At 71.1% G+C, this 14,284-nt stretch carries 10 protein-coding genes; 3 read left to right on the top strand and 7 right to left on the bottom strand.

The features are described 5' to 3' along the window. Nucleotides 1-39: 39 nt before the first annotated feature. Both AB0O34_RS21660 and AB0O34_RS21655 read right to left on the bottom strand, forming a co-directional pair. A complete protein-coding gene (locus AB0O34_RS21660) occupies nucleotides 40-1,332 on the bottom strand; it encodes a helix-turn-helix transcriptional regulator (RefSeq protein WP_363917926.1) in 1,293 nt (430 codons plus the stop codon). A gap of 198 nt (nucleotides 1,333-1,530) precedes the next feature. Continuing rightward, nucleotides 1,531-3,255 (bottom strand): helix-turn-helix domain-containing protein, encoded by a 1,725-nt coding sequence (locus AB0O34_RS21655; RefSeq protein WP_363917924.1) that lies wholly within the window; start codon nucleotides 3,253-3,255, stop codon nucleotides 1,531-1,533. A 167-nt stretch (nucleotides 3,256-3,422) separates the two neighbouring features. Here AB0O34_RS21655 and AB0O34_RS21650 point away from each other — a divergent pair, with 167 nt between their 5' ends. Then, nucleotides 3,423-5,606 carry a molybdopterin cofactor-binding domain-containing protein gene (locus AB0O34_RS21650; protein WP_363917922.1) on the top strand — a complete coding sequence of 728 codons (2,184 nt, stop codon included), beginning with the start codon at nucleotides 3,423-3,425 and terminating at the stop codon, nucleotides 5,604-5,606. A gap of 183 nt (nucleotides 5,607-5,789) precedes the next feature. Here the strand turns inward: AB0O34_RS21650 and AB0O34_RS21645 are convergent, their stop codons facing one another. Continuing rightward, entirely contained in the window at nucleotides 5,790-7,196 is a 1,407-nt protein-coding gene (locus AB0O34_RS21645; RefSeq protein ID WP_363917919.1) for an excalibur calcium-binding domain-containing protein, read from the bottom strand. Nucleotides 7,197-7,628: 432 nt separating this feature from the next. Here AB0O34_RS21645 and ald point away from each other — a divergent pair, with 432 nt between their 5' ends. Further along, complete coding sequence (ald, locus tag AB0O34_RS21640) at nucleotides 7,629-8,744, top strand: alanine dehydrogenase (protein ID WP_363917917.1); 1,116 nt, start codon at nucleotides 7,629-7,631, stop codon at nucleotides 8,742-8,744. A 69-nt stretch (nucleotides 8,745-8,813) separates the two neighbouring features. Here the strand turns inward: ald and AB0O34_RS21635 are convergent, their stop codons facing one another. Next, nucleotides 8,814-9,524 carry a DUF3105 domain-containing protein gene (locus AB0O34_RS21635; RefSeq protein ID WP_363917915.1) on the bottom strand — a complete coding sequence of 237 codons (711 nt, stop codon included), beginning with the start codon at nucleotides 9,522-9,524 and terminating at the stop codon, nucleotides 8,814-8,816. A gap of 168 nt (nucleotides 9,525-9,692) precedes the next feature. Here AB0O34_RS21635 and AB0O34_RS21630 point away from each other — a divergent pair, with 168 nt between their 5' ends. Further along, nucleotides 9,693-10,364 (top strand): DUF305 domain-containing protein, encoded by a 672-nt coding sequence (locus AB0O34_RS21630; protein ID WP_363917914.1) that lies wholly within the window; start codon nucleotides 9,693-9,695, stop codon nucleotides 10,362-10,364. A gap of 14 nt (nucleotides 10,365-10,378) precedes the next feature. On the opposite strand, the gene AB0O34_RS21625 is transcribed toward AB0O34_RS21630, so the two are convergent. From AB0O34_RS21625 to AB0O34_RS21615, 3 genes are read right to left on the bottom strand one after another with little or no spacing between them, the layout of a single operon-like run. Further along, on the bottom strand, nucleotides 10,379-11,440 hold the full coding sequence (locus AB0O34_RS21625; protein ID WP_363917913.1) for a low specificity L-threonine aldolase: 1,062 nt from the start codon (nucleotides 11,438-11,440) through the stop codon (nucleotides 10,379-10,381). Continuing rightward, nucleotides 11,437-12,108 carry an SDR family NAD(P)-dependent oxidoreductase gene (locus tag AB0O34_RS21620; RefSeq protein ID WP_363917911.1) on the bottom strand — a complete coding sequence of 224 codons (672 nt, stop codon included), beginning with the start codon at nucleotides 12,106-12,108 and terminating at the stop codon, nucleotides 11,437-11,439. The genes AB0O34_RS21625 and AB0O34_RS21620 overlap by 4 nt, the downstream gene beginning before the upstream one ends. Then, nucleotides 12,105-14,165: a DUF6421 family protein gene (locus AB0O34_RS21615; RefSeq protein ID WP_363917909.1), complete on the bottom strand. Its 2,061-nt coding sequence runs from the start codon at nucleotides 14,163-14,165 to the stop codon at nucleotides 12,105-12,107. The genes AB0O34_RS21620 and AB0O34_RS21615 overlap by 4 nt, the downstream gene beginning before the upstream one ends. Between the last annotated feature and the right edge of the window lie 119 nt (nucleotides 14,166-14,284).

The following is a 14,284-nucleotide window of genomic DNA, read 5'->3' as shown; positions in this document are numbered from 1 at the left end:
CCCGCCCCGGCAGGACGGGCACCACGACCCGGAAGGGGCCTACAGGCCGGCGCTGGCGAGCGCCCGGTGGTAGGCGGCCTCGGTGGCCTCGCCGTCGTCGAGCTGTTCCAGGGCCTTGGCGGCGGTCAGCCAGCCCTCCGCCGCCCTCCGCGAGGACGGCACGTGCTCCAGCAGTTCCTCGACCTTGGCCAGCTCCGCCGCGGCCTCCTCCGAACGGCTCAGCAGGAGCAGGGCGTTGCCGACGACGAGGTGGGCTTCGAGCCGGAGGGTGCGGGCGCGCTCGTCCAGGAGGTCCCTGCCCCGGTTGGCGTAGGCGACGGCCTTGGCGGGATCGCCGAGCACGATCTCGGCCTTGGCGAGCTCGACCGCGCAGCGAGCCGTGTCGACCGTGCTCGCCGAGGACTCGGCCAGCTCGCGCTCGACCCGCAGGAACAGGTCGCGGCAGGCCTCGGCCTGTTCCGGATGGACGCGAAGCAGCAGGATGGCGTACGCCATCCGCAGGCGGGCCAGGTTACGCGGCTCGCCGTTCTCCGACTGGACCGCGAGCGCCCGCTCGGCCAGGGCGAGGGCTTCCTCGCCGCGCCCGGTCTGCTCGGCGAGGACGGCCGCGTTCCAGCAGGCCGCGACGGTCGCGCGGGGGGTGCCGAGCATCTCGGCCGCCGCGAGCAGCTCGGCGGCGAACTGGCGCGCCCTCAACAGGTCGCCGCGCACGATGTAGGCGCCGAGCAAGGTCGCGCCCAGCTCGACGAGGTCGTCGTTCCACATCGGCCGGCGCAACCCGAGAAGCATCTCCTCACCGACACGGACGGCCGGGCCGAGGTCGCCGCGCTCGCGGTAGCACCGGGACAGCGCGACCGCGACGGCGACCGCCTGGTCGGAGGGCAGCGTCTCCCCGCTCGACTCGCTGAGCCGCGACAGGACGGTGATCGCCTCGTCGAGGTCGCCGCACGCCTCGCTGGCGAGCGCGTAGCCGTACTCGGCCTGCTGCCTCAAGGATGCGAGACCGGCGAGGCTGCCGTCATCGAGCAGTTCGGCGTAGCGACGGCGGGCTTCGGCGACCTCTCCGTTGTCCAGGGCGAGGGCGGCGTACCGCAGGCCGAGCTCCAAGTCCTGCATCTGCTCGGCGGTGACCCCGTTGATCAGATACGTTAAGGAGCACTCGAGCTTCGCCGCCAGCAGTTCCAGAACGGCCGCGGTCGGCGTACGCTTGCCGCTCTCGATAAGTGATACATAGCTATCGGACAGTTCAGGATGTGCCAGCTGCGCCTGCGATAGACCACGCTGGCGGCGAATCGTCTTGATTCGCTGACCTACCAGATCTTGACCAGTCACCAGCACCCCTTGATGATGTAATCCCACCGACAGACACTATCGACGGGAGTTTGCCATGCGTCGCCGCCGGCTCGCCTTGTCTGCCCTAACTGTCCTGTTCGCAGCCACTTTTGGCTTCGCAGGTCATGCTACGGCCGCAACTGGCACCGCGTCTTCCCTTAATAAGGTCCAAGACTCGTTGTGCTGCTGATTTGTGACTCAACCGGCACGTAGAGCGAGAAAAAGGTCGACCCTGTCCTCCATTGCGGACAGGTCTCTTCCGGTCAGCTCCTCTACACGCCGGATGCGGTATCGCACGGTGTTCACATGCACGTGCATTCGCTCCGCGCAGGTGTTCCACGACCCAGCACAGTCAAGGAAGGTCCCGAGAGTGCGCACCAACTCCGACTGGTGCCTGCGGTCGTAGGCGAACAGCGGAGCCAAAATCCGGTCCGCGAAGGATCGCCGCACGTCGTCGGGGACGGTGGCCAGCAGGAGAACGTGAGTGTAAATCTCGTCGCTGGGCACCACCCCTCCGCCGCGCGCCTCCGCCAAGCGCCGCGCGTGGCCCGCTTCCTCGGCGCCACCGCGGATGGCTCCGGGACCGATCAGGCCAGCGCTCACGCCGACTGACACTCGTGTCCTCGGCAGGGCCCCCTGAAGTATCGCCACCCTGCCCCCCAACAGGTCCAGAAGCGATTGCACACTACGCTGCACTTGCGATCGAGCTTGCAATTGCACGTTACTCCGCACGCGCGCCGGGGTCCAGGGGATGTTCCCGGTACCAGTGCCGGTTTCCGGCACCGTCCCGGGCTCCTTTCCGGTCCCGCCGCCGCGCGCTTCCCCGGCCTTGTTTCCGGTCGCGCCGATATCCGTTCCCAGGGGCTGGTCTCCCGCTCCTGACATCTCGGGAGTGATCAGCGGTACCAGCGCGACCGCGCCGTCCGCCCCCGCCGCGGCCACCACCCTGCGGTCCAGCAGCTCCTCGATCACCTGGCCGCCGAGCACGGCGGGGTCTGGCCCGTCCGTCGCGCCGGGACGGGTGACGGTCGCCGTGACCACCGCGTACGGCTGGGCGGCGTCGATCCCGCAGGTGCGCAGCCGCGCGGCCACCTCGGCCTGGTCGGCCTCGCCGGAACAGGCGAGCGCGATCAGCTCCTCGGCGAGGCGCCGCTCGACCCTGCGGCCCTCCTCGGCACGGCCGCGATCCAGCGCCACGCAGGCCGCGAGCTCGAAGCCGGTGTCCACGTCGGCGAGCAGGTCGGCGTCGCAGACCAGCGCCCACCCGGCGGCCCGGTGCGACCGGTCGACCCCGAACAGCGTGAACGGCCCCCGCCGGGTCTCCACCAGATGGGGCAGCCGCGTCGCGGACAGATACTCGCGCGCGAGCCGTACGGGAAGGTCTCCTTCGAGCCGTCCCGCGATGACCGTGCCCGTGGAGGAGATCACCGCGCCGTTGACGCCCAGTTCCTCGGCCGTGAGCGCGAAGAGCTCGTCCAGGCCCGCGCCGTCGGCCACCGCGGCGACGATCCGGCGGTGCCGGCCGAGCGCGCCGCGCAGGTCGACGGCCGTGGCCCCCGCCAGGCGCGTCTCCACCACCTCGCTGAGCGTGCGGAACGAGACCTCGGTCGGCACGTCCAGCAGGGGGAGGTCGTGCTCGCGGCATGCCTCGACCACGTCGTCCGGCACGACGCCGAGCCAGGCCCGGCCGACGCCCAGCGCCGCGACCTTCGCGCCGGCGAGGATCTCGACGAACCGCCGGGAGTCCTCCGGCTCCCTGCGCCACATCAACCCCGTGAGCACCATCTCTCCCCCGGACAGGTAACGTCCGGGATCGGGCAGGTCGGTGATGTGCACACCGGTGAACCGCCGGTCCGCATGACCGGGGTCCGACAGCAGCCCGAGCCCGAACCGGTCCATCGCGAGCAGCTCACGTATACGCACAAACCAAGGCTAACGGCGCGCGTTTGGACGAACCTACAAGCCACGTCCGCGGCCCGCCACGGCGTTTCGCGGGTGCGCCTATTGGCGGCCTTGAACTGGGCTGATGTACTGCCCGTGTGACCCAAACCGCGAGCAGCCAGAGCCAGGGCCAGGGAATCGGGGCGAGCGTGACCCGCCCTGACGGCAACCTGAAGGTGACCGGCGAGTTCGCCTACTCCTCCGACCTCTACCTGGCGGACATGCTGTGGGGCTCGACGCTGCGCAGCCCCCACCCGTCCGCCTGGGTCCGGTCGATCGACGTCGGCGCCGCGCTCGCCATGCCGGGCGTGTACGCCGTGCTGACCCACGAGGACGTACCCGGGGAGCGGTTCTACGGCCTGGAGCACAAGGACCAGCCCGTGCTGGCCATCGACCAGGTCCGCTACCAGGGGGAGCCCGTCGCGATCGTGGCGGCCGACCACCCCGAGACCGCCCGGCGGGCGGCGGCGGCGATCGTGGTGGAGTACGAGCCGCGCGAGGCGGTCACCGACGCGCACCGCGCCCTGTTCGACCCCGAGTGCCCGAAGGTGCAGCCGGGCGGCAACCTCGTGCGCCACCAGCCGGTGCGGGTCGGCCGCGAGCCCTTCGCCGGCATGGCCGAGGTCGTGGTCACCGCGGAGTACGAGGTCGGCATGCAGGACCAGGCGTTCCTCGGCCCCGAGTCCGGCCTCGCCGTGCCCTCAGAAGACGGCGGCGTCGACCTGTACATCGCGACGCAGTGGCTGCACGTCGACCAGGACCAGCTCGCCCCCTGCCTCGGCCTGCCCAAGGAGAAGGTGCGGCTGACGCTGGCCGGGGTCGGCGGGGCGTTCGGCGCCCGCGAGGACATGTCCATGCAGATCCACGCCAGCATGCTGGCCCTGCGCACCGGCAGGCCGGTCAAGATGGTCTACGGCCGCGAGGAGTCGTTCTTCGGTCACGTCCACCGGCATCCCGCCCGCATGCGGTACGAGCACGGCGCCACCCGCGAGGGCAGGCTCGTCTACGTCAAGGCCGAGATCGTCCTGGACGGGGGCGCGTACTGCTCCTCCTCCCCCGCCGTGGTCGGCAACGCGGCCTCCCTGGGCGTCGGGCCGTACGAGGTGGACACCGTCTGGATCGACGCCTACGGCGCGTACACCAACAACCCGCCCTGCGGGGCGATGCGCGGCTTCGGCGCCGTCCAGGCGTGCTACGCCTACGAGTCCCAGATGGACCGGCTGGCGGAGGCGTGCGGGATCGACCCGGTCGAGATCCGGGTGCTCAACGCCGTCTCGCAGGGGTCACGGCTGGCCACGGGCCAGGTGATCGAGTCGCCGGCGCCGCTCGCCGGCATGCTGCGTGAGCTGGCCGCCATGCCCCTGCCCGGTTCCTCCTGCTCCCCCGACCTGCGCTCCCTGCCGGGCGGGGTGGCCCAGACGACCCACGGCGAGGGCGTACGGCGGGGCGTGGGGTACGGCGTGGGGATCAAGAACATCTGCTTCTCGGAAGGCTTCGACGACTACTCGACGGCCAAGGTCAAGGTCGAGCTGCTCGGCGGGGAGGCGCACGTGCTGGTGCACACCGCCGCCGCCGAGGTCGGGCAGGGCCTGCTCATGGTCCAGACGCAGATCGCCCGCACCGAGCTCGGCATCGAGCGGGTGACCGTCGCCCCCGCCGACACCTCCGTGGGCTCGGCGGGCTCCAGCTCGGCCTCCCGGCAGTCGTACGTCACCGGGGGCGCCGTCAAGACCGCTTGCGAGGCCGTGCGCGAGCGGCTGGACAAGCTGCGGGCCGAGAATCCCGGGGTCACACTCGAAGACCTGCTCGACGCGTTCGGGCCGGTGGAGGAGACCCGCGAGTACCGGCACCGGCCGACCTACCCGATGGACCCGGTAACCGGGCAGGGCGACTCCCACACCCAGCTCGCGCTCTGCGTCCACCGCGCCGTGGTCGACGTGGACGTCGAGCTCGGCCTGGTCAAGGTCGTCGAGCTCGCCGCCGTGCAGGACGTGGGCAAGATCCTCAATCCCCTGGCGCTCGAAGGTCAGATCCACGGCGGCACGGCGCAGGGGCTCGGCCTCGCCCTCATGGAGGAGATCCAGGTCCGCGACGGCAAGGTGATGAACCCGTCGTTCACCGACTACCTGATCCCGACGATCCTCGACATGCCGCCGATGAGGCTGTCCATCCTGGAGAACCCCGACCCCGACGCGCCGTACGGCCTGCGGGGAGCGGGCGAGCCGCCCACGCTCTCCTCCACCCCGGCGGTGGCCGCCGCCGTCCGCGCCGCCACAGGCCTCCCCCTCACCCGGGTCCCCATCCGCCCCCACGACATCGCCCTGGCCGATTGACGCGCCCGCCGGCATGAATGCCGGAGATTCTCGCCCGTGCCGCGCGGGTTCATCCGGCACCTCGGTGGCTTCCCGCTTCGTCGGCTGGTGCCACCGCGAGCGGTGGTCCTACCCTGCCGCCACCGGGACGGTTCGCGCCGTCCTCTAGGTGGTGAAGGCGTTTCCAGGTGGTGAGGGGCTCTCCTAGGTGATGTCGCCGCGTTCGCAGGCGACGCCGTCGTGGTCGCCGTCGACGTACCAGCCGTACTCCACGTGGATGCCCTTGGTGTACGGGCCGTAGTTCGCCGCGTGGGCCAGCTTGCAGCTGGCGAAGCGCGGGTCCGGGGTCCGCTTGATCATGGTCGAGGATCCGGTCGCCCGGGTCTGCGGCACCCCGGCCTCGCCGGTGGCCTGCGAGGTCTGCCCGGCGGCGGGCGTGTGCGTCGCGGCCGGGGGCGCCAGCGGCATGGACCCCGGCTGGGACGCCGACGCGCTGGGCGCGCCAGTGGTGGTTCCCGTGGGAGCTCCCGTACCGGGCCCCGTCGGATCTCCCGTGCCGGGCCCCGTGGGCGCTCCTGTCGGGGCTCCCGCACCCGGCGGGCAGGTGGAGGAACCGCCGGGCACACCGTTGGTCGGGGCCGTGCCCGTCCCCGTCGCGCCCGTTGTCCCGTTCGTACCCGCGCCTCCGGTGCCTCCGGTGCCTCCGGTGCCTCCGGTGCCCCCGTTGGTGCCGTCGGCGGGGGGGCAGGTGGAGGTCTGGGCGGGGGCCTCGGGTGAAGGCCCGGAGGTGCCGGTGACCGCGCCGCCCGATCCGAGCAGGCGGGCCATCAGCGCGTCGGCCGTCTCCTTGGTGAGCCCCGCGATGCTGAGGCTGTCGTCGGTGATCGCCTGCGCGACCCTCGGGGCGGTGACGACCTTGTCGTCCACCACGACGGCGAGCTGCTGGTTGAGGGCGTCCTTGGTCAGGGCGGCCAGATTCTGGCGGCTCTCCGGGGCGAGCACGACGCGCACGGAGTACGTGCCGTCCTTGTCGGCGACCGTCGTCACCTTCACGACCGAGGTGACGGTGACCCCCCGGTCGACCTGGTAGCAGGTGGTGCCCGCGTCGTCGAGCACCGCCTCCGCTCCCGGGCACGGCGCGGCCCGCACGCCGATGACGGGGGCGAAGTGGATCGGGGTGGCGAGGCGGGCGGGCGGCGCCGCGCCGAGCGGAAGGCCGGGCTCCCGCGTCATGAGCACGGCGATGGTGCCGAGGACTCCCGTGACGAGGACCACGACGAAGAGCCCGATGATCAGGGCGATGGTCGTGGAACGCGCGGCGCGCGGCGGACCGCTCGGACCGGCCGGCCCGCCGGGCGTGCCGGGACCACCGGGGCCGGGGGGCGGCCCCTCGGGGCCGATCGGCGGCTGCCCGGGACCGATGGGCGGCTCGGCCGGACCCATCGGCGGCTCCTCGGCACCGATCGACACTTCGTCCGCCGCGAGCGGGGGCTCGTCCGCCGCGAGCGGGGGCCGGTCGGATGGCATGAGCGGCAGGTCCGGGGTGTGCGGAGGCTCGTCCGGATCGGACGGCAGGCGCCCCATGGCGAGCGTCGGCTCGTCCCCGAACATGGAAGGAATATCCGGCGGCGCCTCGGGTCGATCACTGTGATCGTCCACCACCGGATGGTTACGCATCCTCACCCCTGACTGACATCGCTCGGGCGAGCCTACCGAGGCTCGCGTGATCGAGCTAACCGCAGGAGGGACTCTTGGCAGTGAGTTCTAGGCTGTAGATGTCCTGACAATTTGCCACACACCAGGGCAATTGATCCAACCATCTCCATGGCCGGAGCTTTCCGGGGAACGCCCGGTGGACAAGGATCGGCCGTCACGGCCCACCAGAGCGCCCGCGGCGCCGGGGATTCCAGGAAGCGGGCGGGCCGTCGCGATCAAACGGGGAGCCAGGAGCGCGCAAGAGCCCGGGTCGCAGTGAACCGGGGCCTGTGGCGGGCAGTTCGCAGGCATGGCAGAGGACTGCCCCTGGGGGCGAAGGAGGATTTCATGAAGGTCGGAATACCCCGAGAGGTGAAGGACCACGAGGACCGCGTCGCTCTCACCCCCGCAGGAGCCAACGAGCTGACCCGTCACGGCCACCAGGTGTTCGTGGAGCGCGGGGCGGGCGCCGGGTCCTCCATCGCCGACGACGAGTTCCGCGCGGCCGGCGCGACGATCCTGGAATCGGCCGAGGAGGTCTGGCACCAGGGCCACCTGATCCTCAAGGTCAAGGAACCGATCGCCTCGGAGTACCCCCTCCTGCGCGAGGGCCAGATCCTCTTCACCTACCTGCACCTCGCCGCCTCGCGGAAGCTGACCCTGGCGATGATGGAGTCCGGGGTCACCGGCATCGCGTACGAGACCGTGCAGCTGGCGAACGGGGCGCTGCCCCTGCTGGCACCCATGTCGGAGGTGGCCGGACGCCTCGCCCCGCAGGTGGGCGCCTACCACCTGATGCGGCAGGGCGGCGGCAGGGGCGTGCTCATGGGCGGCGTGCCGGGGGTGTACCCCGCGAAGGTGGTGGTGCTCGGGGCGGGGGTGACGGGCATGAACGCCGCGACGATCGCGCTCGGCATGCAGGCGGAGGTCATGCTCCTGGACAAGAACATCGACAGGCTGCGCCAGGCCGACATGATCTACCGGGGCCATCTGCAGACCGTCGCGTCGAACACCTACGAGATCGAGCGCGCCGTCCTCGGCGCCGACCTCGTGATCGGCGCCGTGCTCATCCCCGGCGCCAAGGCGCCCAAGCTCGTCTCCAACGAGCTGGTCTCCCGGATGAAGGAAGGGTCTGTGCTGGTGGACATATCCATCGACCAAGGCGGCGCGTTCGAGGACTCCCGGCCCACGACCCACGCCCATCCGACGTACCGGGTGCACAAGTCGGTGTTCTACTGCGTGGCCAACATGCCGGGGGCCGTTCCGCACACCTCGACGTACGCGCTGACCAACGTGACCCTGCCGTACGTTCTGGCGATCGCCGACAAGGGATGGCGCGAGGCCCTGCTGGACGACCCGGCGCTGGCGCTCGGGCTGAACACCCACGGGGGCACCCTCACCAGCCGCCCCGTCGGCGACGCCCACGCCCTGGAGGCGGTGGACCCGGAGGAGATCCTCCGCTGAGGCGGCGGGTCCGCCGTACGACCGCTCACGACCGGGGTCGCGGGGCCGTACGGCAGGGGAACGCGCCGGTCAGGAGGACGGCGTGGCGCTCGGGGCCATGCTGACCTCCGGCGTCGCCGCGCCGCTCGGAGCCTGGGACGGCATCGTCGTCGGCAGCGGGTTGTCGGAGGCGAGCTTGTCGGTGCTGCCCTGGCCGGAGCAGGTCGCGCCGTACTCGGGCGTGGTCTGCGGGTTCTGCTTGTACTTCGTGATGAACTTGGGGAGGCGCGGGTCGTCGGCGCCCTTGAGCGCGAGCTGGTGGTTCCAGGAGCTGACCACGACCGGTGCCGTGAGACCCGGGAACGGGCTCAGGAGCAGGTAGTCGGAGGTGACGAGGGCCTTCAGCTTGTCGACGTCCGCCTTGGGGAGGTCGGGCTTGTAGGTGATCCACACCGAGCCGTGCTCCATGGAGTGCACGCCGTTCTCGCTGTTGATCGGCTGGTCGTAGACCCCGCACTGCTGCCACGTAGGGTTGTGCTCGCCGCCGACCGGCGGGGTCTCCTTGTAATTGACCTTGATCGGGGTGTGCTGCGAGCCCTTGTAGGCGAAGGTCTTGACCCCGTCCAGCGCCGACTGGGACCGCTCCTGGACCACGTAGAAGCCGACCAGGCCGACCAGCAGGACGATGACGAAGGCCCCCGCTCCCCACATGAGCATGGCGGTGCGCCGCTCTTTGCGTTTCTGCGCGGCACGCAGCTGGGCGAGATGCTCCCGCCGTGCCTGCGTCCTCTCCTTGGCCATCAATCCTCCAACAGCTGTACATGACCCGGAATGCTCAAGCTCCTGAGCTTATGTGGAGGATAGTGGGTAGGTAATAACGTTTGCGTCTAACGCCCAAGGCAATCACTCCCCTGGCTGGCAATGATCACCTCACGAACTCGTCTGGTCCTCGTCGCGCTGATCTCATGCGTGGCGACCGTCGTCGCGATGCTGCTGATCAACGGCAGGTCGGCTCCTCCGGGAGACGCCTCGCCCGAGGCGGGCTTCTCGCGGGACATGGCGGTCCACCACGCCCAGGCGGTCGAGATGGGCTTCGCCGTACGCGACGGGAGCACCGACTCCCGCATCCGGTCGCTGGCGTACGACATCATCACCACCCAGACGGCCCAGCGTGGCGTCTTCATGGGGTGGCTCCAGCAGTGGGGCCTCAACCAGGCGAGCGACCGGCCCCCCATGGCGTGGATGGCGGGTCACGGCGGGCACGGAGCGGCCCCGGCGACCAACGGGCGCGGAGCGGCCTCGGCGACTAAGGAGCAGGGAGCGGCCCCGGCGATTAACGAGCAGGGAGCGGCCCCGGCGACGGGTGTGCCGGCCGCGATGCCCGGCATGGCCTCGGAGGAGGAGCTGAAGCGCCTCCAGGCCGCCAAGGGCAAGGACGCCGAGGTGCTCTTCCTCCAGCTCATGATCCGCCACCACGAGGGCGGCGTACAGATGGCGAAGACGCTGCTGAAGCTGTCGAACCGGGCGGAGGTGCGGGGCATGGCGCAGAACATCGTGGACACGCAGGACAGCGAGATCCAGTACATGACCGACCTGTTGAAGGAGCGCGGCGCCCACCCCTACCCCTCGATCCTCAAGTAGGCAGGGCCGGGCCCTCAGGCCTGGGTCATCTCCTGGGCGATCGCGGCGGCGAAGGCGTCCACGTCCGCCTCGGTGGTGTCGAAGGCCGTCATCCAGCGGACCTCCCCGGTGGCCTCGCTCCAGGTGTAGAACCGGAACCGCTTGCGCACCCGCTCGGCCACGTCGGCGGGCAGGATGGCGAAGACCGCGTTGGCCTCGACCGCCCTGGTCAGCGTCACGCCCGGGATATCGCGCACGGCCGCCGCGAGGCGCGCGGCCATGGCGTTGGCGTTCCTGGCGTTGCGCTGCCACAGGTCGCCGCCGAGCAGCGCCTCGAACTGCACCGACACGAACCGCATCTTGGAGGCGAGCTGCATCGCGCTCTTCCTGAGGTAGATCAGGCCCCGCACGGCCGCGGGGTTGAGCACGACGATGGCCTCGCCGAACATCAGCCCGCTCTTGGTGCCGCCGAAGGAGAGCACGTCCACGCCCGCGTCGGTGGTCAGCGCGCGCAGCGGGACGTCCAGCGCCACGGCGGCGTTGATCAGGCGCGACCCGTCGAGGTGCAGCAGCATCCCGAGCTCGCGGCAGTGGGCGGCGATCGCGGTGATCTCCTCGGGCGTGTAGAGCGTGCCCAGCTCGGTGCTCTGCGAGATCGAGACCACCCGGGGCTGGGCGCGGTGCTCGTCGCCGAAGCCCCACGCCTGCCGGTCGATCAGGTCGGGGGTGAGCTTGCCGTCGGGCGTGGGCACGCTCATCAGCTTGAGCCCGGCGCTCTGCTCGGGGGCCCCGCCCTCGTCGGTGTTGATGTGCGCGGTCTCGGCGCAGACGACCGCCTCCCACGGCGCGGTCATCGACCGCAGGCCGACGACGTTGGCGCCGGTGCCGTTGAACACCGGCCACGCCTGCGCGGTCGGCCCGAAGTGCCGCCTGAAGACCTCCTGGAGCGCCTCGGTGTAGGCGTCCTCACCGTAGGCGATCTGGTGGCCGCCGTTGGCGAGGGCCAGCGCCTCGAGGATCTCCGGGTGGACGCCCGCGTAGTTGTCGCTGGCGAACCCCTTCACGGCGGGGTCGTGGTGCCGTCGTGCCTGGGTCACGTGGTGAGGTCCAATCGGGTGCCGTTGATCTCGCCGGCCGGCCGGTCCCACAGGCCGGCGACGGCCTCGGCGAGGTCGTTCACGTCGGTGAAGCCGGGGAACTTGCGCTCCGGGCTCGCCGCGCGCATGTCGTCGTTGACCAGGGCTTTGATGACCAGGATCGTCGCGGCGCTCCGGGTGCCGCGCAGCGCGTCGGCGAGCGCCAGGGTCCACGCCTCGGCGGCGGCCTTGGCCGCCGCGTAGGCGGCGTTCCCCTGGGTGGGCTCCTGGGCCGCCTTGGCCGAGACGATGGCGAACCGGCCGCCGTCGCTCTCGCGCAGCGCCGGCTCGAACGCCAGCGAGACGTTCTGCAGGGTGCGGATCAGCTGCTCGTGCAGGGTGTCCCAGTCGGCGAGGTCGGTGTCGGCGAAGGTCTTGGACCCCCGCCAGCCGCCCACGAGGTGGACGACGCCGTCGATGCCCCCGTGCTCCTCGCGGACCCGCCGGGCCAGCTCGCGCACGGCCTGCGGGTCGGTGAGGTCGGCGGCGATCACCCCGTCGGCCTGGTGCCTGCCGACCCCGATCACGGTGTCGCCGCGTGCGGCGAGGCGGGCCGCGACGGCCCGGCCCGTGGGGCCGCCCGCTCCCGCGACGACGACCGTACGGGGTCCATGGCTGGGGTTGCTCACGCGCGGATTCCCTTCGTGGCCTCGATCACGCCCGAAAGCTTACGACGCAGGGCCTCGTAGAACATGCTCAGGGGGAACTCGTCGGGCAGGACGGCGTCCACCACGGCCTTCGGGAAGCCCTCGACGGGGAGCGCGTCCGCGCCGCGGTTCCACACCGAGGAGGGGTGCGGGGCGACGTAGGCGGCGACCAGCTGGTGGGCGGCGAGCCAGTGCGCCAGCTTGGAGCGGTCGATGCCGTCGCGGTAGAGCTTCTCCACCTCGCCGCGCAGGTCCGCGACGCAGCCGGCGACCCGGTCCCAGTCGATGCTGAGCCGGTTGTCGGTCCAGCGCACGACGTCGTTGCGGTGCAGGTAGGCGAACAGGAGCTGGCCGCCGAGGCCGTCGTAGTTGCGCACCCGCTCGCCGGTGATCGGGAACCGGAACAGCCTGTCGAACAGGATCGCGAACTGTACGTACCGGGCGTGCGGCACGCCTTCCTTCTCCAGCTTGACGGCCTCGCCGAACGCCGTCAGGTCGCAGCGCAGCTCCTCCAGGGAGTACAGCCAGTACGGCATGCGCTGCTTGATCATGAACGGGTCGAACGGCAGGTCGCCGTGGCTGTGGGTGCGGTCGTGCACGAGGTCCCACAGGACGAAGGTGTCCTGGGCGAGATCCTGGCTTTCGAGCAGGCGCCCGGCGTCCGGCGGGAGGGCCAGCTTGAGGGTGTCGGCGGCGGCGCGGCTGACGCTGCGGAAGCGGGCGGCCTCGCGGTCGCAGAAGATGCCGCCCCAGCTGAACCTCGGCGGGGTCTCGCGCACCGCGACGGTCTCGGGGAACAGCACCGCGCAGTTGGTGTCGTAACCGGCCGTGAAGTCCACGAACGCGATGGGCACGAACATCGGGTTGTCGTAGCGCCCGCTCTCCAGGTGGGCGAGCCACTCCGGCCACACCGTGCGGATCCAGACCGCCTCCAGGTTGCGGTTGGGGTTGCCGTTCTGGGTGTACATCGGGAAGACGACCAGGTGCTCCAGCCCGTCGACGCGCTGGGTGTCGGGGTGGAAGGCGTTCAGCGAGTCGAGGAAGTCGGGCACCCCGTATCCGGCGGCCTGCCACTTGCGCAGGTCGGCGACGACGGTGGCGAGGTACCGCTCGTCGTGCGGGAAGCGCGGCGCGAGCTTCTCGATGCCCGCGACGACGCGTTCCACGATGGGAGCGGCGGTCTCGCCGTCCTCCACTGACCCGTTCTTGGCCGTGAGCGGGCCCAGCTCCTCGACGGCCGCCTTGAGCTCCGCGAAGCCGCCGTCGGCCTCGTCGGTGCCCGTGGCGCCCACCGGGACGCGGGCGGCCCAGGTCACGACGTTGCCCCACAGCCGGGCGTGCCGGAGATCATGGATGGAGTCGTCGCCGAACAGGTCGGAGTCGGCGAACACGACCACCCGTCCGCGGCCGTGGCGCAGGGCGACCGCCAGCGCGCGGCGCGGGAGGTCGGCGGCGGGCGAGGTCTCGAACAGGACGGTCGCGCCGGCGGGCGGGGTCAGCACGCCCGCGCGGTAGAAGCACGCCTCGCGCGCCCCCGCCGTCAGGTCCTCCCCCTCGGCCGGTACGGGCGTGCCGAGCACCCAGGTCGCCACGCCGTTGTAGGAGTTGCCCGGGTCCTGGACGGTGGCGTGCTCGATGCCCACGCCGAACCTGGCCAGCAGCTCGGCCAGGTTGTTGCCGTACTTCTCCTGCTCGCACTCCGCCAGGACGATCAGACCGCCGCCATCGGCGACGTACTCCTCGATGGCGTCGAGCTCCTCGACCGGCAGGATCGGGCTGCCGAGGCCGGTGGTGCGCTCCCAGCGGTCGGCGGAGGGATGGGCGATGACGAAGACGTCGTGTCCGGCGAGCGCGGGCGGCGTGATCGGGCCCTCGGTGTGGGCGGCGACGGTGTGCCCGAGGTGCCTGAGGACCTCGGCGGCGCGGGCGTAGCTGTTGTCGTCGGGGTGGGCCGGGTTGATCGCCTCGGCCACCTCACGGCGGATCGTCCACGACTCGTTGTGCGCCTCGTCGAACAGCACCCTCGGGAAAGCCCTCATACCGCCCTACCCCTCCAATATCGAAATTTCTCCAGGATCATCCGGTTATGTACGGAAAATATACATGCATGACCCCCTCTTGCGGGAAACCCGTGGTTCGGGTGGATGCCCCGGACCCG

Origin of the sequence: Sphaerisporangium sp. NPDC088356, from assembly GCF_040685555.1 — a bacterium.
Classification (GTDB): domain Bacteria; phylum Actinomycetota; class Actinomycetes; order Streptosporangiales; family Streptosporangiaceae; genus Sphaerisporangium.
This window is presented reverse-complemented; position numbering and strand designations above follow the sequence as displayed.